Consider the following 20386-nt stretch of genomic DNA (forward strand, 5'->3'; position numbering starts at 1 on the left):
TCATCCTCCTAATGTGTGTTTGAGTGCTTGCACATAAAATTTATTGTTCTCTTTAGACACGATTAGGGTAAACGGATGTTTCGTTTGAAGTCCCGTATCACCTTCCTGTAAGAGAACAAGGGTTTTCACAATATACTGTCCTTCCTTTTCCCCATCATAAACAACAAAGTCTTCAAGCCCTTTGTATTGATAAAGATCTTTTAAAGATTCCGGGTTCTCCATCAAGTAAGACATTTCCTGAGTAGAATTCGTGGTGTATGAAGTGAAAAACTGTGTGGCAAACTGCTGTATTTCATCTTCGACTTTCACGTTCTTCTTGGATGGATCGGTTTGGTCCTGCACTGCTGTCATTCTTGTTTCACTCGGTAGAGCTTGGTAATAGGGCTGTTCGATGACATTGAATGAGTTCCCGTCCGTTCCAAGGCGAACGACGATCATTTGTTTCTTCGTTCCAAGCGATTCCTCTTGCGTCGTCACTTTTTCCTCTTTTGCAACTTCTTCTTTCCCTGCATTCTCTTTCTTCACATCTACCTGTTCTTTTTTCTCTAATGTCTTGAAGAGCTCATATTCGATTTCGTAAACATAACTGGCAGCTTCTTCCCCAACGTCCTTTACATCATACAAACTAGCACTCTTCAAAACTCGTTTACCTTGGAAGTCTGTGAGGTTCTCTAATCCTCCTACCCTTAATCCCTCAGCCAAGAATCCTTGAAGTGCTTTCTCTCGTTCTTCTCGTTCCTTTTCATCGTTTGAGACATTGATATACGTATCGATAAACCGGCTAGCATAGGTTTCTCCTGCAGGAGAATTGGCAAAACCAACCTCATTTAGACTGGCGATCTGCTCACTTGATTTGTTCTGATATCCGTTTACTTTTTCGTTTAAAAAACCCGTCCGAGCCCATGACTGAAAGCTGATAAAGATAACACCAACTAAGACCATCCAAAACACGAATGAGAACGCCATCCTTGCATTAAAACGAGAAGATTTCAATCGCCTTTCATCTTTCAAGACCTTCTTTCTTCCTTGAAATGCGCTTCTTTTCAGCCCACCTTTCAACTTGCCGAAAAAAGTCATCTAATCCCTCCCAACTCTAAGGCGTTTCGTACATAGACACGGCGGAAATAAGTATCACTGTCTTCTTCCTCTACCATTTTTCGATTGATAAAGATCTCACCGATCTGCAGATTTTTTATCTCACTTGGGTTCGCTTTAAATCGCTCAACATCTCGTACCGTACCCATCTCTGATTCATAACGAAGATGAGGATATTTCTTTTCGATCTGCTGCGTGATCTCTTGATCAGAAAACGTACCGAAAACTTGCGCGATACGCTCTGCATCCTTGGAAGAATTGACACGTCCTGTCGCGATTACGTTGCAGTTTGAGATGATTTGCTCCGTCATGATAGGGTCAACAGCGTCTATATCTGATAACGTTTGAGTAGAAATGATACATTCGAACCCAGCCGAACGTGACTTATTAACGATGTCGACGATTCGACGGTCACCATAAGCTGAAAACTCATCATAGATACCAAAGATAGATTTACGTCCTCTCGCCTGGCGATAAGCGACCAAACTGTTAACGTCTAAGATTATCATTTTCCCAATTTTCCGAATATAATCAGCATAACGACTCCCGGAGATACTGAAGATCACGACATCGTTGTGATCGGTTATCTTTTGAAGGTCGATTCCATTTTCACTTTCGATGAACAAATGTCCTAAATCAGATTCTAGAAGTTCCCCTAATTGCATTTTCAGACGAGTGAGACAACCTTCCACGATCTCTTCAGGAAATTCATCATCTAGTATGCTCTTGATACGTTTCAAGCCCTCTTGAAGGGTTGTAACAGATCGCATACGCTTCTTTTTAACGGTTTTTTTCACAGTCTCTCTTTGGGGGGTGGGAGAAGTCATGAAATCACTTAAATCATCATCCAAAGAAGCTTGTTTATCTTTCTGGATTACGACTTCTTCTTCTACTTCCACTTCAAACTCTTCCTCAATTTCTTCCGTGCTGCTATGTTCTTTAAAAAACTGATTCATATACTTGAGGTTGGTTAACTTGGCAATGGTTTGTATGTCTCGAGGCGCGTTTGCTTCATCTATTAGTTTGATGATGAGTTGCAGATACCGAGAAGCGATGTCTGTATAATACGCTCCGTCTCCTTCACTCGAAAATTGAAACAGGGACATGAGCTTATCTCGTGTCTCGGTAGGGGTTCCATTCTTGATGGGGTTATACGTGAGATCATCCATTTCAGAAAAAAGAAATACGTTTCTGCCATATGCTTCGCACAGAGCTTTAAACTCTAGCATAGATTTTCGTTCGCCTTTACCGTCAACGAAGATGATGGGTTTATCTTGTTGCAAGGCGGCTTCCATTAACGATGCGATTAACGTGGTTTTCCCTGTACCCGTTCCACCTGTCGCAAGCATGTGGTAGTTGAGTTCCTTCGATTCAAGAGACACACGCTCTTTGAAATCGGTATACCCGACAAACACTTCCTTAGAAGGTCTTTTCCGATAGAGCAGTTGTTTTTTGGCCAGAAACTTCACACGATTTTTCCGGAAGGATTTATAACGTTGTTCCGCCTTCTGCTTCTGTACTTCACCCGATTTAGTCGTCACTCTTCTTTTCCAAAAAAACTTAGCAAAGATGAAGAATACAAATGAAAAGAGTAAAGCGAGTCCTCCTAATACCACATAGGAAGAATAGGAGACGGTGATAGCATTCCCGTCATTTAACAATCGTTCAGCACCCGTAGAAAGGTAAGGTGCGTTCATTTCTGAGATCAATCCAAAATAGGTGAGGATACTCCCGGTTTGAACTTGCCAAAAAAGAATCACAATTCCTGATACAAGTGCTGCATAAAAAAGCCAGTCCCGTTTGAACAAGTGCAAAATGGCAAAGATCAGCATTCCGAGTAGGGCCGGAAGAAAAAACAGAATTCCAATGATTCCGATCAAACCATAGATGACAAGGTCACCGATCATTCTGTCCGTTTCAGTCTGCTGTGTCTGTTCTTGATGTTTCGCCATCGGATCCACGTGGCATCACCTCTTCCCAACGTTCGTTGATAATAACAGGTGGAATCTTTCGTATGGTTATCTTGTTGGCATTGATCATTCGTTCTTTGGCTTCATTGATCACGTTATGGATTTTAATATCATCCGCAAAGTACATAACTTGATCGTAACTATAGGGCTGATCTGTGATTCGTCCATCTGAAAGGAAGGCTTCAAACAGCTTAAACTTTTCATCATATCGCTTTCGTTCTTTTTTATTGAGTTCTAGTTCTACCCAAGTCGTCGTTACTCTACCGTCAAGAGCTTTGAAGAAGAAGACCGCATCTGGTATCCTGTCTCGTTTAGCGTTGTACACTTTTAATTTAGTCTGATTATCCCCTTCTCCGATCATCGAGTGGCGAATCTCTCTTTCGGTTCGATATTTAAATTCAACCCCTTGGTTCTCTGCTTGAAACTCGTAGTACAGTACCAGATCCGTCAATAGAAGATCGTGTTGCATCGTATAAACGGAAGCTTTAGTAGGAACCGTTACACTCACATTTGTTAATTTTCGAGCTTCAAGTGTTCCCAAGTAAACCCCGACCTTGTGAGCGATTCTCTCATGTCTCACATATTTCTTTTCCTCTAATTTTCTTAAGCGCCGGTAGACCCGATGAATATTTGGTTCTCTAAATTTCAACATGATCTGCTTAGCTGTGACCATGCCATTTCTCAAAATAAACGTAAGATACTCGATATCCTTCTCTTTTAGCGACGTATACTTCAACATGGAAAACATCATCCTTTTTTAGCGAAAATAGGAACCACTCTCCCTTTTAGCAGCTGACCAAAACAGAAGCTTATTCCATACACAACAAACGAAATTAACACCGTAACTAAAAACACAACTAACTGTAACGCTTTAATACCCATCCAGAAAACGAATCCATATAAAATGACCAAGATGCCTAAGTACGCTCTTATCCAATGATTAAGCCCTATGAACACAGAACACCTCCTTGCATAAATAAGAGATGATAAACATTTTTATACATTTAACAATCCTTTTCCACCTAAAATACAAACCTCTACACAAGATAATTAAACTACCTTTCTTTCTACTTTCGCTCTTGAAATTCTCTCTTGATCTTGATCCTTCTTTTGAACTTGAACTTATACTCTCTTGAACTTGAATCTCTAAGAACTTATTATTTTGAACTCACAATTCATTCACTAACCTCTAAAACTACTACTACTCATCCCACTTAAACTTTTAAACTGGCTCCGCCTTCATGTAGTAGCAGAAGACCTCGGCTATGTTTACGTAGTATAGGCGAGGTCTTCTGCTGATTACGAAATGAACAGGAGCCCGTAATCCTTTAAATACGTGGGATGAGACTCACTATAAACCGCAAACGAGATGTAAATTGATTAACCATTTATTTACGTCATTATTTCTATATTATTTTAATATTCTGAATTCAACGCAAGTATAGTATACGCACATCTGTTTGGCAATAGATTCAAAGGTAAATCATTCCATATTACTACATATTATTTTAGAATAAGAATTTCTTACCATCTTTAAATCTCTCATTCTCTATTAGATCTTTGACTTGCTACTCCCCCTATCGAAAACACTCACCTACCACCTCAAAAGACACAATTTAATCTCTGTAAATAAAACTAGACTATGCATAAAAATCAGTAGAACTAAACAAGCTCTACAATACTCATAACAGTTCTTCTCCGCTTAACAAACATGCCAACAAAGAACCTTCTTCTCCCAAACGATAAAGAAGTAAAGTCTCAGTATCGAGAATATAAAACACACAACAAAAACAAAACAGTACCAGGAGAATTTTGATATGTATTGGCACATTGGCTCATTTATTATCAGCTTGATCTGGCCTTCGGTGGAGAACTGTTTCCGTAATATGGGGAAACGAGATTCTCATGATCGATAGAATTCACAAATCTACTAGAATCTGCTTGCAGCACATCTTGAAAAATGAATTGCGCTTTTTGGTTCTTCAGCTGTTTCAGTTCGATGATGTGATGAAAGAGTATACTTCTTGCTGCAATCTGGGTCACGGCGTTGCGTCCTCTTCCGATCGTTCGTTTTACGAGATTTTTAGATTGCTTCAGTACTTCTTTTAACGTAGATACCGCCATACCGAACGTTTCCGCGAGTAATTTCAGAGAACCTTCTAAGTAGGGATTGGTCTCTGAGGTGTTCACTTTTAAGTAATTGATGACATCTTCTTCGCGTTCGTTATAGTGTGAGCGCGTTCTCTCCTCACGAGGTTTCTTGAACTTATACCAGCCCTCCCGTCCTGTGAACTTTACGTTCCCTTCTGTCCAGAGTTCTAAGAGCTGCTCGACGTATGACCGTTTGACTCCTTTGTATTTACCCGAGTATGCGCTCTTTAAAGTCCTCTCGAACTCTTGTTTTGAGAGTGGTTTGGATAGATTGGAGTTGAACTGATCGAGTTCATCGTACGCCTCTTCCATGTTCCTTCCGCTAACATAGTTTGCTAGAGAAAGAGTTAATAGTGCGTTGTTCCTGCTTGCCGCAGTATGGCCAGAGTCAATATGTTCAGAGCGGATCAACGTCTGGTACCAGTCTGTTCCGATCAGGTTCTGCTCATTGCTGTTATTTGAATAAATTACACGAAACATGTTCTTCTTTTCATACTCACGGGACCATGTCATGAGTTCATTCGTCTCAACTGGCACCGGATAGAAGTCTAGTACGTTCTCTTCTTTTGGTATACGGTAGAAGCCAAAAGGTACACAGTTCACATCGACAGGTGCATATTCACATAATGCTTTTCGCATATTGAGAGAGATTCTCTCAGCGATTCGAAGGCTTTTATAATCATGATTCTTCGTTATATAAAAAGGTGTGGAAAGCACAAAGAAGACCTGGTACCCTCTTGGTGTAGCAAGCAGCAAGTTTGGCCGAGGAAGTCCTAACTCCTCACATCCGATATAAAAACCATAAAGGTCAACATCTTTTGTGTCGATATCCATACCGATCACGTTGATCTGCTTTAGGTTGTCTCTCGTGTGTCCTTTGATGATGCGATTTTTAAAGTCATAGTACGTACCTCCGCGATACGTGTTAGGTGTCCAGTGAGAGATCGTCTTATACTTTTCTTCCAACGTCTCATAACTTGTGACGACGTATCCTCTACCGCAGGATAGGTCTTCTTTAGATGATGAAACGAAAACGACACCCTTCTTGTATGGTGCATTTTTTTGAGCTTCACGAAAACGCACCACGTTACGGATTGGTGCAGATGTTCCTCTTTTTTTATATAAATCCAGGCTATCATGTGTAAGAAATGACAGTATATCCGATATTGAGACCTGTTTTTTATGTTTCAATGCGCTCTTTTCCATGAGGAACACCCCTTTTCTTCGTGATTTCTTGATACTCTCGTTAAAAAATGGGACGATAATACAGTTGAACTCCCACTTCCCGAAGTTTGTTGCAGAAAGTATAACGAAATCACTTTTTAAGTTTTGGTGTCCTCTAAGGAAAATGCACCAAAATAAAAAGTCCCGTAAAAGCTTGTCGCTTCTAGGGACGAAAAAAAGTGGTCTGTTTTTTATGATGCATGTTTCGCTCACCTTTTGCACCAATGTGCTCGAAGTGTACCATGTGTGCGAAACTTGTGTGGTTATAAGCAGTTCTAAAATTTCCCGTCATATCAAGGGATCTTAGCAGTCTTAGTAAGACAATACTATACAGAGTACGCTCTGATTTTGTTTTTCGTGGTGCGTTTATTTCGTGCAAACTTCGCTCATTTTCGTCAGTTCTCGTCGAATTATTCGTTGAAAAATTGGATAGATTATCCTTAAACCCCATTGTTCACTGTAGTTCATAAGTGTACAAGTTCCGCTCAAACTCTTTTTACTGTGGCGCATTTGGTGCATTTCCTGGTTCGTTTTTATACGCAAGTTCCGCTCAATCTGTAATACGATGGTGCATAACTGGTGCATAATGCATTTTTGAGCGTAGTTTGTGTACCATTTCTATATGTTACGCATCAGATTGCACCAATGGTTATCATTAACTTTACCTGGTGCATTTTATTCTTAATTCGAGCGTAACTTGTATCTGAATAAAACCATAGATCAGTTCACATTATGGAAATCAATATGAGATTTGTCTGTTAACTTTAGTTCTTCTCTAATTCTTTAAATTGTTTATCGAAGAATTTCATTAGTAATCCCCCTTTTAATCAATTCATTAACTAACACAATTTTTAAAGTCATTTTCACTATACTTTTTGTAAAACGAGGAGTGTTTCTTCTATTAAAAATTATTTTAACTTCCGTAAAATAATTCATTTCCATAAGAAGGTTTTAATTGTTGGTGGCTTTATATTCATTGCTACGATTTGTTTTGGTATTGGCTTATGGTCTTTCTCTTCCATTGTTAAACCTAGATAATGTTGTAATGGGTGTTCTTTGAAAATAGTCCTTTGTCACATTATGCGTAATTAATAATTACCATGTTTTCACAGATGATTTATGTTCAAATTGTTGTTGATATCTATATGCTTTTTTAAAGGTTTCCCGAGTTTAATCCTCTGCTTGTAGATAGTTTGCACAATTAAAGTTATATAGGTTAAAATCGATTGCCCATATTCATCAAACCATCCAGTTAATTCCCCTAGTTCCAAAACAGTTCCCCCTTTATAAATTAATCCATGTTGGAACAACCCCGCTAGTCCTTTAAGATTAAAGATGAAATTCTGAAATTCCAACACTTGAATTTTATAAAATTTGATAGTTTATTAAAGAAGTTCTTTTATGTTTATTTACGTATTTCCTTTGGATACTGGTTTGTATGTGTATATTACGAGTTTTCCTTGAGGTGTGAAAATGAATATTCTGTAGTGAAAGTTTTTAGTCACCACAAGATAAAAACCCTCTTGAGCCAATTGATCAGGAGGGTTTTAATTCACTATACAGTTAACAAGTCCTAAAAATGGTGCAGTTTTTATTCTTTGGTCGGAACCTGTATATATAATGGTGCATTTAATACAATTTTTTTTCATATCTGAATACTCAAATAGCCCATAATTTTACATTACTTCGATTATATATGTAGCAATATCATCCGAACTCTTTCTAATAACTTCAGAAATATTAAACCTAATGGTTTCGCATTACTTTCTTAAAGTGTGTTTCCACCAAGTTAATCACAAACTTATAAAAGTTGAAAATAGATAACATTCAATCTCTCACACTAATGTTCAAATCATATTATTAATATATTCTAATTTTAATAATATCATAAATAGTAACATAAATTACGACATATGTATTATCATATGAATTGATATATAATGTGATTTAATTTTATTTACATTGTAGATAATGTTTCACTTACATTCATGTATTCAAAACCTTATAAGAATCAAGGGATATTGGATACATAAGTAATATAGACAATGCTTTTAAAACGTACCAGTTGTATTTCTTTTTTAAGACCGTTAAATGGTGCATTTCTTGTACACAAGTTCCGCTCAACTATATTGATATTGGTGCACTTTTTATAATAAAAGCAACACTTTGGTGCATTTTTAGTCTATTTTCTGTCCAATGCTTGCTATAATGAATCTAGTGGTGCATTTCATCATTTATTTAAAGCTTAATTAATTGATTCATAGAAAGGGTGCTTCCTATGAAATATGAAGACATACCAGATCGATTGATACTTAACTATAAACTTTTAAAAATCGTGATCTTTGAAGAGACCAGGTTCCTTTTTGAAGACCGGCCACATGTGCTCGAAAATTGGCAGCATGATGCTTATCAGATGACAGAGAATGAAACGAAGCAACAGTCCCCTTGCGAGAAGATGTGTCCAAGTTTTCGTGCTCTATTTTACCTCTTTACGCAAACACTCTACTTTGGTGAGCATATCACGAAGCAGATGATACGGGATGCTGTTGAACGTTATAAAGATACTATTAAACTACTACTCGCCGGCCACTTCATTCAAGAGTTTCCGAACATCGAGATCAAACGAAGTGTGAACGAAGAGAAGATTGAAGAAGCGCTTGACCGGGATTATATCTATTCGAGCATGGACATGGACTTCCACCTTATGCGTGATATCGTGACCAAAAAGAAGGAATACAAAGAAGGCGACACGGGCTTTCTTGCGACAGAAATTGTCGATAACAAAGGACAGGTCAGAGGGATGGCTGAATTACGGCCGAACGATACAGGAGTATCACAGCTTACAGCTGACCAACAAGAGATATGGCTTGAACTTATCGAATCTACACTCAACTCGTTAGATGAGATGACAGCCGACCTTTTTGACTTGATCACATACCTATGGATGGTAACACCTAAAGATAGCGATGGATACATAGAATTTCACAGCAATGATGCCTTGCGTTTACGTAACCTTCGAAAGCGGACAGCAAACGGACGTGAACTCGACTACCGTGAAGAAGACCGTTTTAACATCATGAAACGAGTAGCAGCTCTCTCCTCAATCTGGGTATCTCTCGGTGAACAGAAAATCAAAGTCATCAATGCTGATGAGATGCAAGATAACGAGCTTTATAAGTTTAAAGATTTTCAGCGTATGTTTGAAATAGGTAAGATTCGGGTCGCTTATGACAAGAAGACAGGTGAAGCAAAAGGGATTTATGCCGTACAAGTAAAACCAACGTCTATCTTGACACCATATCTCGAAGGTCCTAACCGATCGATAGGTCTTCTAGATTTAAAAATCTTCCAATACAGTCATTACACGCAACGAGAACAAAAACGACTGGCCCGCTATTTAAATTTGCAATGGAAGATTAGAACGATGAGACGATCGTTGAACCAACCGTTTAAAGTATCAACGATTTTAAAAGTCCTTGATATCTCTTCACGTTATAACGGAGTACAGATACGGGATAAGTTTGAACATGTCCTTGACGAACTGCAGAAAGATGATGTTATCAAAACATGGCATTATACAGAAGAAATCGATGAAGAGATGGTAGGTCGGAAAGGTTGGTTTAAGAATTATTGGTCTAAGATCAATGTGATCATCCTTCCGCATGATACCCTAGTAAAAGAGAACCAGAAGAACCTGATATCATCTGACCACAGTGTTGATGAAAAGATCATTGCTCGAATGCAGCAGCTCACTCAAGAGAATCTGATAGTTTCGAATCAAGACCAAGGACAAACTTGGGAGTTTGTTGAGGAAGCTGCTCCAGCAGTTGATTCAAGCGATATCCTACAGGCAGATGAACCGGAACAACAGACTTTTGATTTTAATTCTGAGATAAAACTTACACCGGATGCCATGAAACTGATGATTGAGTCGTTAGGCAAAAGTATACGTCAATCTGCAAGTGAAATCGGCATCGCACACACTACCCTCTCCCGTTACATTCGAGGAGAGAACAAAAGACAAAACAAAAACAACGATGAGAAGATGTTGAACTGGTTGAAAGAGAAAACGAAACGAGAACACTAGCATAGGCAAGTGTTCTTTTTCATAATAATAACAACATATTTTAACATTAACATATGCATAATAATATATGTATACATATAAGTTATTTTTAATTATATAATTATCAATAAAAATATTATTATTTTATACATATCATTAATGTCAAAAACAAAATTGAAATAATAACATTAACAATGATGTTTTTGATGAATTTGCTGACTGCATGATTTTGTCCAGTAATTTAAATTGATTAATTAACTGCTTTAGTGGGAAAAAACTCGAAACAAAAATAAATTTAATTGATAAGTTTAGATTATCCCCAAAGAGTAGATTGATGATAAAGTCTGCAATTATTGGATAATCGAACACAATATATATATTATTGTTGAAATATATATCATTGTATATAAAGATGATGTTGATAATTATATTCTTATAATTATAACTTATATTAATGATGTTATTATTGATATTGTAAATGCTGATGATATCTATATGTTTACTACTGTTAGTATAATTATTAATGATACAGTAGATACCAATGTTATTATCAACAGCAATGTTTAGGTTATTTTCTTAAATTATGCTTATGTAAATAAATCATTCTGATACACATTTCATTTCTTAAGATACCAAGTTTTAGTTCGCATGGTTAAAAATCAACTAGTTATAAACCGTTAAGTATAAAGTTTTGATTATCGCCAGGTTACTGTAATTTGTTTTGAACATAATCCTAACTAACAATTGATCAACTTATGTAAATATAACTGAATAGGTAAAGCGGGTTATCTGTAAAATAATTCATTTTGAAGAAAAAGGTATAAAATAAAAATATATGTCAACAATGAAATATACAACGACAATATTATTGTTTGTATTATTATCAAGTATGTTATAATTTAAACTGAAATATATAATAATTATGCTAATATTGGTGAATATATCGACAACTTAATATGATATGTTTTATTATACTGTTGGTTATTGTCGACAAATATGGTGACAACAATTGCTTTATCAATGTTAAAATGAAACTATCAATTAGTATAAAATGGGGTGTTAAAATGACTGCAAAAATTGTGACCTTTGGAATAAGTAAAGGTGGTTGTTCTAAATCGGTAAGTAGTGGTGTGACTTCATACTTATTGAGTAAAGAAGAGCGCGTCTTAGCAATTGATATGGATGGACAGGGTAACCTTACGAGCTTTTTGACCAATGAATATGATATTTGTAACGTATTTGAGGAAAAGACGATACTTGAAGCGATTCAAGATAAAGACGTTAGAAAGTACATCATAAAGATCAGTGAGAATCTAGATCTCGTTCCTTCGAATGATTTTCTAGCTACTCTACCTCGCATGATGTACAGACAAGGTATTAAATTTGATGCCCTACAAGTAGCATTAGAACCTGTTATGGAAGATTATGATTGGATAATTATAGATACACCACCAGCTTTATCTGAACATACAGTAATGCCACTTAGTACATACTCAAAAGCAGGAAGTTTTGCTGTAGTTATGTTCGATGGATCGATGTTCGCTTATTATGCCATTCCAAAGTTCCTAGAGATCATTGAAGCTTCAAAGGAACGGTATAATCCAAGTTTAAAAACGGCGGGTATCCTTTTTTCATTAATTGATTCACGTGCAAAAGAGAATGAAGTAATGGAAGAGTCTATTGAAGAAGAATATCCAGGGTTAAGATTTCAAACGATTATTAAACGAAAAGCTGCAACAAGACGTTTAGCTATCTCTGGATTCGAAGAGAATCCAGAACTAACAAATGCATTAGAATATTATATACCATTCGTAGAGGAGCTGAAGAAACGTGCCAAGCAAGAACAGCCTCAAGGATAAGATCAAAAAACCTAATGCTACGCAGACCTTTTTTAATTCTTACGAAGAAAAATTAGAAGAAACAGAAAAAAAACAAAATGATGACATCGTTGAAGAATTTAAAGATAAAAATGTAGTTATAGATGAAAACGAAACATATGACAATGATACCAACGTTGTTAATGATGTTGTTGTGAATAATGAAGATGAAGATGATGACTACCTCAGAATGCTTGCTTCTGGAAACAAAGTTAAAAAAGTTAAAAAGAAAAAGGTCTTCACCTCATTCTACATGGATCCTGATCTAGCAGTGGAAGTAGATAACATTGCTTCCCGAGGTGAAAAAGGCGATAAATCAAAACTTATTAATAAAGCAATAAGAAATTTACTAGAACAATATGGTGTGATTGAAAGAAAATAAAGTGAAAAGCCGCTAGGAATCTAGCGGCTTTTTATATTTAAATAAACTCGAGCAACACAAAATTTCTAAATGTCTTAACCTTTGTGTAATATCATATTAATTAGCAATATATACAAAAAATAATACGTCAAAACAATGTCGCAAATAATAATATAATATATTTTATAATATACATATAAACATATGTCATTAATAAATTATATTAATATGTTAAGATATAATTTCTTCATTGGGTTTTTTATCCATCCTGGTGTGTCCAGTCTTAGGCTTCAACCCAAACAACCAACGTAAAGTGTTAAACCGTTTTATTACATATTCATAGAAAAACCACGACAAGAAAAGAGAAAGAATCATGATCAAGGAAAATTGGACAGCTGTACTAAGTTTTAATTGCAGAATAAAATATGCGATTATCACCAAGATACTCTGATGCAAGATATAAATAGGGAAAGCCGCTTCATTTAAATAGGGTAGCACCTTGTGTTTAACATTCAAATATTTGTGACCGAGTCCCAAGATTGCGATAAGTGTCAGCCAGACGTTTAAAGTTCTTAATATTGTCAATAGCAGTTCCGTCCAAGAGGAATGATCTCCATTGTGATACAACAGAGTAATCCATATAGGGACCAAAACCATTAACAGAATGATTACTTTCAAATAAATTTTATTGAACATTTCTTGATACGTAAACTTACTTGTTGTCAAAAAACCCAATAATAAGAACACTAAATAATAGAACGGATTTTGTCCTCCTGGAGCTGGAAGAACTTGTACAATGACTAGTATGATAAAGAACATAAGAAAGATTGCTGGCCTACTGAATACTTTATGAAATCTGTTCATCTTTTGAATATTCTTTTTATAGAACCTAAACAACGGTGAGGCAAGCATAGAAAGTACAAAGAGATAGAGTATGAACCAGAGATGAGCGGGAGTAAACGTACCAAAATAACCCGAAAGATCACTAAAGTTTAAAAAGTAAGATTGCAAAAAAGAAAGATAGTTGAGCGACTGATCCTCTCTACTCATTAACGCGAAGTATCCCTGAGGTGGTACGATCACGAACAATCCAAAAATAAAAGGGATAAGAAGTCGCTTTGTTCTGTCATTTATGTATTCTCTTATCGATCTTTTATTTAGCGCATACCAACTTGCTGATCCTGCTAGCCAAAACAATAGCGGCATGAACCAATAACTCGTAACTGCTATAAAAATACTCAAGCCAGAACTTAATTCCTCGCTTTTCACATAGAACGGATCCCATATATCGAAGACCCTTGCTGAATGAAACGGAAACAATAACAATATACCTAAATTTCTTAACCAATCAATATCATACCTTCTGTTTAACTCCATTTTGAAACCTCTCTCTTTTAATAATATCTACAGCGTTAATGTTAATGTTGACATATACTTTGCTGTATATTTTTTAATCAATGATGTCATATTCATTGTGAGTTTAATTGAAGACAAAAAATACCTTAACTTTATAATATACAAAGAATGGAAATATTGCTATCATAATATAAACTGAACAGTCATTTTTAACAAGAGATTAGAGGAGGAAATAAAGATGAAGTTTAAAGACTATTTGTATGAGAGACCTGACATCAACAGTACTAGGAACGTTTTCAAGAGTTTTATTAAACAATTTAAAACATCAGACACTTGTGACAATCAAAAAGAATTGATTCGAGAAATAAATAAGTTGAGGAACCACATCGACTCAATGTTTAGCCTTGTGGAAATCAGACATACAATTAACACTGAAGACACTTTCTATCGTAAAGAAAGAGAGTATTTAGATGAGTTCGATCCCCTCTATAAAGAAATGGTATCCGATTTTTATCGAGCGCTGGTTGAATCAAAGTTTAGGGAATCATTGGAACAAGAGTTTGGAAAACAGCTCTTTGCACTTGCTGAGAATCAGCTTAAGACAATTTCGCACCTTGTGATAGAAGACCTACAAAGAGAAAACAAACTGAACTCGGATTACATCAAGCTTACAGCCTCAGCAAAGATCAACTTTGAGGGTAGAACAAAAACTTTATCTCAACTCTATCCTCTTACGATGTCTCCGGACAGATCTCTTCGGAAGAAATCATCAGAAGCGCGTTTTGGTTTTTTTCAAGAGAACAAAAACAAATTAGATCTACTCTTCGACGAACTGGTTAAGGTCAGAACAACGATTGCACAAAAACTTGGATTTGAAAACTTCGTTAAACTCGGTTATGCACGTTTAGGACGTACAGACTATAAGAAGGAAGATGTAGCAGCTTTCAGAAAACAGATTAAAGAACATGTAGTGCCGCTTGTTGTCCGTTTAAAAGAAAGACAACGTAAGCGTATCGGGGTAGAGGAACTGTACTACTATGATGAAGACTTTTTCTTTACACAAGGTAACCCTACACCAAAGGGCAATCCAGACTGGGTTATTGAACAAGGTGAACGAATGTATCAGGAACTTTCAAATGAAACAGACGAGTTTTTCCGATTCATGGTCAATCACGATTTGATGGACCTCCTATCGACCGAAGGTAAAGCACCGGGAGGATACTGTACATATATACCCGAGTACAAATCACCCTTCATCTATGCAAATTTCAACGGGACAGCAGGAGATATCGATGTCCTCACACATGAGGCAGGGCACGCGCTCCAAGTCTACAGTAGCCGTGATCTAGAAATCCCAGAATACTATTGGCCGACATACGAGGCGAGCGAGATCCATTCAATGAGTATGGAATTCTTCACTTGGCCATGGATGGAAAATTTCTTTGGAGAAGATACAGATAGGTATAAGTTTAGCCACTTGAGTCGTGGAGTAATATTCCTTCCATATTGTGCAGCAGTTGACGAGTTCCAACATTATGTCTATGAGAACCCTACAGCGAGCTCAGAGGAGAGGAACCAATTTTGGCTAACATTAGAAGAAGAATACCTTCCACACTTAAATCATGAAGATAACAGTTATCTCAAGGACGGTGGATATTGGCAGAAACAACTCCATATCTTTACTGATCCGTTTTACTATATCGATTATGGGTTTGCACAAATGTGCGCTTTTCAGTTCTGGAAGAGAATGAGAACGTATAAGGATTTGGCTTGGAAAGATTATATTTATCTTTGTAGCTTAGGTGGAAGTAGACCCTTTACCGAACTCGTAGAAGAAGCAAACTTAGTGAGTCCTTTTAATGAGGGTTGTGTACTTTCGGTAATTAAAGAAATAGAAAATTGGCTGGATTGTGTGAAGGAAAGTGAACTAGAATCTTCGGAGTTCAAGGCTTAATCGTTATCAAATTAAACAATCACAAAAAACTCCCTCTCATACGAGTGGGAGTTTTTGCTGATTCTAAAACGGTATTCTAGGGTAACCCTAAATAATTCTTCTAACAAAAATAGTACGGTTCGCAGTCCAGCGATCAATAAGTTGTTCCCCGATCACAACCACCTTATCTGGTTTTTCAAACCTTAAGATGATGGGGAGGTCTTCGACATAGAACTCATTTTCATTTCTAGGAATAAGATGTTTTTTATTCCCTGAAGGATCGATGATATAACCCTCGTGTACCTCCAAATTTAGTCCAAGTTGTTCATTGATGTATATACCGATTGGAAAGGTAACCGGTTGGTCGTATGATCGTTTTTCAATCTCTAAAAAAGAAAGCATCTCGGAAACATATAGATTCCAATTTCCATCTGATATTTCTACACGCAGCTTTTTAAATGGAGTGACTTCGAACAATTTTTCTACAGTAAGATGATAATCTCTTAGGAAGCTTCGGTATCCATCCGCACCTGTAGGGCGGTTCTGATAATAAGGGAGATGCTTATCTCTATTCCAAATCTGTTCTGAAAATTCTTTACCTCTGGTTTTCTCTATATATGAGATAGTATCCTCAACATCCTTACGATAAAGATAGATGATTGAAGGATCAAGTTCAGAAATGGTTTCGAACAATTGATTAATGAAGGACTCAATAACCGGGTAAGAGACATTTTTCCCTAAGAACGTGTAGATCTGGAACTGAAATAAACTGCTATCTAAGATGACTACTAGGTCGTCGTCTTTCTTGACGTCTTCTACGAAACACTTCCACTTCTCAAGTGCTACATTTATATATTTTTCAAGGGGGAAATCCCACACATCATATTGTTTCAGGACTTTTAGAATAACATCATCCAGTCTATCCATATAGTTCCATTCAATCTCTAATAGGTCGAAGCTGATTGTACTATCTAACTCTATTTTAAGGGAGTTGATTATTTCCTTATGTTCAGGGAACTGGTTGATAAAAGTATCAAATTCTTTTTGCGTCAGATTTGCTTCATTGAAGAACAGTGTCGGATGTGGCCGTGCAACTTCGTGGGTCCATTTTACTTTTTGCCCCGACTGTTCAATGTTCGACATGATGATCCTTGAATTAGTCGACTTTCCCGTTCCAGGTAACCCCTCTAGAAGAATAAGTTGTGAACTTTTGTTAATCATAAAATTCTCTCCAATGGTTTTAGTTCTAGTAAACAATTCCTTACACACTAATAGTTTAGATAAGCTTTAATGAAATCTCGTAATTTTATAAGATTCTAAAATAAATTATTTAGAACTAAAGAAAACTTTTGAAGTAAAGTCTTTGTTTCTTGTTTTGATACAACAAGTCTTGGTCATCACTCAATAATCTTTTCATCCATCAAACTACCATAACGTAGCATATCATCTGTAAAGAGAATGAGGCTTTACAACTCAAAGCTAAAAAACAATACGGTCCGTTTAAAAAACTCGAATTCTAACATGATGTTTATTATAAAAAATTGCTTTAGCAACGAGAACCTTTATAAAAAAAACGACCGTTTAGTTTATTTTATATAGACTCCATTATTTAGTAATGATACATTTAAAATATATAAAACTGAATATAAAGTTTTTTAAAGGGGGTAATAAATTGCATACGAGCAGAATTTTTTGTTTTGGCAACTTTGTCAACGGTAGATGGCAAAGGAGTATCAATGATGGAATAAATGTTTATAACAAGTACACTAATTTGGGTATCGGCATGGTTGCCAATGCCTCAGGTCCCGAAGTTGATGCAGCGGTAACTAGTGCTTATGATGCTTTTAATCGGAAAGAGTTGGATTCTCTTCAGCGCTTTGAAATATTAATGAACGCTGCAGAGATCGTTAAGAAGAGAAAAGAAGAGATCGTAGAGCTACTTGTCAGCGAAGTTGGAAAGGTTTATAAAGATGCCGCTGCTGAGACTGACAGAGGGATACAAACCTTGATTGCATCCGCTGAAGAAACTAAGCGTATATCAGGGAGCGGTGTACCCATGGTCCAACCGGGCTACCAACCGAATGTGGCATTTACTGTTCGTGTTCCGGTCGGTGTTATAGCGGCCATAACTCCTTTTAACTTCCCGTTAAACCTCGCATTACATAAAATAGGTCCCGCAATTGCAGCGGGGAACACGGTCTTGCTTAAACCATCCGAAAAAGCTCCTTTGACCGCATGTATGCTGGCAGAAATCTTTCAACAGGCAGGACTTCCTGAAGGCCATCTTAACATCATTAACGGAACTGGAGAAGTTGGTAGATTCCTTCTAGCAGATGAAAGGATCAACATGTTCTCGTTTACAGGGAGCCCTGAAGTCGGTCGTTTGATAAAGAATGGTTCAGGGATAAGGAAAGTGACGTTGGAGCTCGGCGGCAACGCACCGAACATCATACATGACGATGTAACCGATCTAGAAAGAGCCGTTAAACTATGTATGAAGAACAGTTTTTCCAACAGCGGTCAGGCTTGTATATCTGTTCAGAGAATATACGTCCAGAACAGGATATACCAAGAGTTTATAGAGAAGGCGAGTGCAGAAGTTAGTTCGTTAATAGTTGGGGATCCGATGCATGATCATACGGACATCGGTCCGATGATCTCAGAAGAAGCCGCCAAACGTGTGGAAAGTTGGGTGGATGAAGCAGTCGATAGTGGAGCGACAGTTCTTATCGGCGGACGAAGAGAAGGGGCCTTTTACTATCCTACGATCTTGACGGATGCAGATGCATCTATGAAGGTGGTGTGTGAAGAGGTGTTTGGTCCTGTGGTGACCATCATCCCTTATGAGACGATCGATGATGCATTCGGAATGGCTAACGACTCGCGTTTTGGGTTACAGGTAGGTGTGTTCACCTCAAATCTGGAGATCTTCAGAAGAGCGACCACAGAATTAAACTTCGGAGGGATCAATATCAATAACGTATCTTCATATCGTTCTGATGTGATGCCGTATGGCGGGATAAAGGATAGCGGACTTGGTAAGGAAGGTCCCCGCTATGCGATTCAAGAGATGACCGATAAACGATTGATCGTCATCCACTGATAAGAAGGATAGTTTAAATTTGTTTAGACGTTAATAAATAATTTTAAGGAGAGAACAAGATGTACACGATAAAAAAGCTGGACACACTTACGTTAGCAGAAGTAGTAGAAACCTGGAACGAAGGGTTTAAAGGCTATTATTCGGACGCGACGATGACAGTAGATTCATTTGTTGCCAGGATGGTCAAAGAGAACCTAAAACCATCATTATCAATCGTCGCCTTTGATGGAGAGAAACCTGTCGGAATACTCCTCAGTGGTGTACAGGATGTGAACGGTAGCCGTGTGAGCTGGAACGGAGGAACTGCTGTAATCCCGGATTATAGAAAGAAGGGTGTAGGTTTAGCGCTTGTTGAGGCATCCCTCAAGATATATGAAGAAGAAAAGGTTGATGTAGCAACCCTTGAAGCATTCAGTATTAACGAGAAAGCGATCAATCTGTATAAAAAGATGGGGTATGAGGTGATAGACTCACTGAACTGGATGCAGAACGATAACAGCATCGCCCCCGAACTCCTGGACTTTTCAATAGAAAAGACGGACTTATCATTCGTGACAAAGACTATGCAGGAAGTACAATCACTTCCTATTTATAATAAAGAGATCAAACCTTGGCAGACTGAATGGTTCAACCTAAGACAGGATGGAGAGTTGTTGCTTGTGCTTGAATCGGGTACTCCGATCGGTTACTTTTTATATAGACATGTCCTAGACCAAGAAGGAAAGAAAACGGCAACGGTATTATACCAAGCAGAAGTTAAAAGTGGCACGTCTGATGAAGAAACCATTATCAAAGCAGGGCTGAAAGAACTGCTCACACCACTCGATGCTATAAAGAGGATGGTAGTTAACCTTCCTTCAAAAAAAGAGAGCGTCACCAGAATTTTAAAAGAGATAGGATTCACAGTGGCTGTAGAACAGGTTCTTATGACCAAGCCTCTTAAAAAAGTTAATTGATACAATAAATTCAACTACCTCTAAATAAAAACATCCGTTCGCTTATTTAATTATAAGGGAACGGATGTTAAATTTTTATTTTTAAAGCACTATCTTATATTTTAGATGACTTTATTATATTTAAACAACTATGTTATTTGAGCACACTTTTGGGTAACCCCATCCCTTGCTTATGGAAGCTTATTATGACATTTATGATAGAATTACAGAAAATTGAGTGAGGGCGGCCACTGATATTTTTACAACAACAGAGAAGTTATACGCCTTTATTTTGCCGCCCACGCTTCGATCTCG

At 37.2% G+C, this 20386-nt stretch carries 13 protein-coding genes; 6 read left to right on the plus strand and 7 right to left on the minus strand.

Features of this window, described 5'->3' with window-relative positions:
* The 5 genes from EV282_RS18495 to EV282_RS18515 form a co-directional block, all read right to left on the minus strand.
* On the minus strand, nucleotides 1–1077 hold the full coding sequence (locus EV282_RS18495; RefSeq protein ID WP_130297372.1) for a conjugal transfer protein: 1077 nt from the start codon (nucleotides 1075–1077) through the stop codon (nucleotides 1–3).
* Complete coding sequence (locus EV282_RS18500; protein WP_130297373.1) at nucleotides 1074–3047, minus strand: type IV secretion system DNA-binding domain-containing protein; 1974 nt, start codon at nucleotides 3045–3047, stop codon at nucleotides 1074–1076. Before EV282_RS18500 ends, EV282_RS18495 begins: the two co-directional genes overlap by 4 nt.
* Nucleotides 3013–3804 carry a hypothetical protein gene (locus tag EV282_RS18505; protein ID WP_130297374.1) on the minus strand — a complete coding sequence of 264 codons (792 nt, stop codon included), beginning with the start codon at nucleotides 3802–3804 and terminating at the stop codon, nucleotides 3013–3015. Before EV282_RS18505 ends, EV282_RS18500 begins: the two co-directional genes overlap by 35 nt.
* Nucleotides 3805–3812: 8 nt before the next feature.
* Nucleotides 3813–4022 (minus strand): hypothetical protein, encoded by a 210-nt coding sequence (locus EV282_RS18510; protein ID WP_130297375.1) that lies wholly within the window; start codon nucleotides 4020–4022, stop codon nucleotides 3813–3815.
* An 888-nt stretch (nucleotides 4023–4910) separates the two neighbouring features.
* Nucleotides 4911–6422, minus strand: coding sequence for a primase C-terminal domain-containing protein (locus EV282_RS18515; protein WP_130297376.1), 1512 nt, complete (start codon nucleotides 6420–6422; stop codon nucleotides 4911–4913).
* 2296 nt (nucleotides 6423–8718) lie between these two features.
* Between EV282_RS18515 and EV282_RS18525 the strand changes: the two genes are divergently transcribed.
* From EV282_RS18525 to EV282_RS18535, 3 genes are all read left to right on the plus strand, one after another.
* Entirely contained in the window at nucleotides 8719–10527 is a 1809-nt protein-coding gene (locus tag EV282_RS18525) for a hypothetical protein (protein ID WP_130297377.1), read from the plus strand.
* A gap of 1043 nt (nucleotides 10528–11570) precedes the next feature.
* A complete protein-coding gene (locus EV282_RS18530; RefSeq protein WP_165389539.1) occupies nucleotides 11571–12365 on the plus strand; it encodes a ParA family protein in 795 nt (264 codons plus the stop codon).
* Nucleotides 12337–12765, plus strand: coding sequence for a hypothetical protein (locus EV282_RS18535; RefSeq protein WP_130297379.1), 429 nt, complete (start codon nucleotides 12337–12339; stop codon nucleotides 12763–12765). Before EV282_RS18530 ends, EV282_RS18535 begins: the two co-directional genes overlap by 29 nt.
* Before the next feature lie 210 nt (nucleotides 12766–12975).
* Here EV282_RS18535 and EV282_RS18540 read toward each other — a convergent pair whose 3' ends face one another.
* The gene (locus tag EV282_RS18540; RefSeq protein WP_130297380.1) at nucleotides 12976–14121 is read right to left on the minus strand and encodes an acyltransferase family protein; all 1146 of its coding nucleotides are present in this window, start codon (nucleotides 14119–14121) and stop codon (nucleotides 12976–12978) included.
* A gap of 217 nt (nucleotides 14122–14338) precedes the next feature.
* On the opposite strand from EV282_RS18540, the gene EV282_RS18545 reads away from it, so the two are divergent.
* Nucleotides 14339–16054: a M3 family oligoendopeptidase gene (locus EV282_RS18545; protein ID WP_130297381.1), complete on the plus strand. Its 1716-nt coding sequence runs from the start codon at nucleotides 14339–14341 to the stop codon at nucleotides 16052–16054.
* An 87-nt stretch (nucleotides 16055–16141) separates the two neighbouring features.
* On the opposite strand, the gene EV282_RS18550 is transcribed toward EV282_RS18545, so the two are convergent.
* Nucleotides 16142–17254 (minus strand): hypothetical protein, encoded by a 1113-nt coding sequence (locus EV282_RS18550; protein ID WP_130297382.1) that lies wholly within the window; start codon nucleotides 17252–17254, stop codon nucleotides 16142–16144.
* A 451-nt stretch (nucleotides 17255–17705) separates the two neighbouring features.
* On the opposite strand from EV282_RS18550, the gene EV282_RS18555 reads away from it, so the two are divergent.
* Both EV282_RS18555 and EV282_RS18560 read left to right on the plus strand, forming a co-directional pair.
* Nucleotides 17706–19136 (plus strand): aldehyde dehydrogenase family protein, encoded by a 1431-nt coding sequence (locus EV282_RS18555; RefSeq protein ID WP_242611952.1) that lies wholly within the window; start codon nucleotides 17706–17708, stop codon nucleotides 19134–19136.
* Nucleotides 19137–19195: 59 nt separating this feature from the next.
* On the plus strand, nucleotides 19196–20092 hold the full coding sequence (locus tag EV282_RS18560; RefSeq protein ID WP_130297384.1) for a GNAT family N-acetyltransferase: 897 nt from the start codon (nucleotides 19196–19198) through the stop codon (nucleotides 20090–20092).
* Nucleotides 20093–20386 lie beyond the last annotated feature (294 nt).

The sequence above is a fragment of the Fictibacillus sp. BK138 genome, assembly GCF_004216955.1.
Classification (GTDB): Bacteria; Bacillota; Bacilli; order Bacillales; family Fictibacillaceae; genus Fictibacillus.

Bases quoted from the DNA above. Each gene is read 5' to 3' on its own strand.
- EV282_RS18495 (WP_130297372.1), bottom strand. From the start codon at position 1,077: ATGACTTTTTTCGGCAAGTTGAAAGGTGGGCTGAAAAGAAGCGCATTT.
- EV282_RS18500 (WP_130297373.1), bottom strand. From the start codon at position 3,047: ATGGCGAAACATCAAGAACAGACACAGCAGACTGAAACGGACAGAATG.
- EV282_RS18505 (WP_130297374.1), bottom strand. From the start codon at position 3,804: ATGTTGAAGTATACGTCGCTAAAAGAGAAGGATATCGAGTATCTTACG.
- EV282_RS18515 (WP_130297376.1), bottom strand. From the start codon at position 6,422: ATGGAAAAGAGCGCATTGAAACATAAAAAACAGGTCTCAATATCGGAT.
- EV282_RS18525 (WP_130297377.1), top strand. From the start codon at position 8,719: ATGAAATATGAAGACATACCAGATCGATTGATACTTAACTATAAACTT.
- EV282_RS18530 (WP_165389539.1), top strand. From the start codon at position 11,571: ATGACTGCAAAAATTGTGACCTTTGGAATAAGTAAAGGTGGTTGTTCT.
- EV282_RS18540 (WP_130297380.1), bottom strand. From the start codon at position 14,121: ATGGAGTTAAACAGAAGGTATGATATTGATTGGTTAAGAAATTTAGGT.
- EV282_RS18545 (WP_130297381.1), top strand. From the start codon at position 14,339: ATGAAGTTTAAAGACTATTTGTATGAGAGACCTGACATCAACAGTACT.
- EV282_RS18550 (WP_130297382.1), bottom strand. From the start codon at position 17,254: ATGATTAACAAAAGTTCACAACTTATTCTTCTAGAGGGGTTACCTGGA.
- EV282_RS18560 (WP_130297384.1), top strand. From the start codon at position 19,196: ATGTACACGATAAAAAAGCTGGACACACTTACGTTAGCAGAAGTAGTA.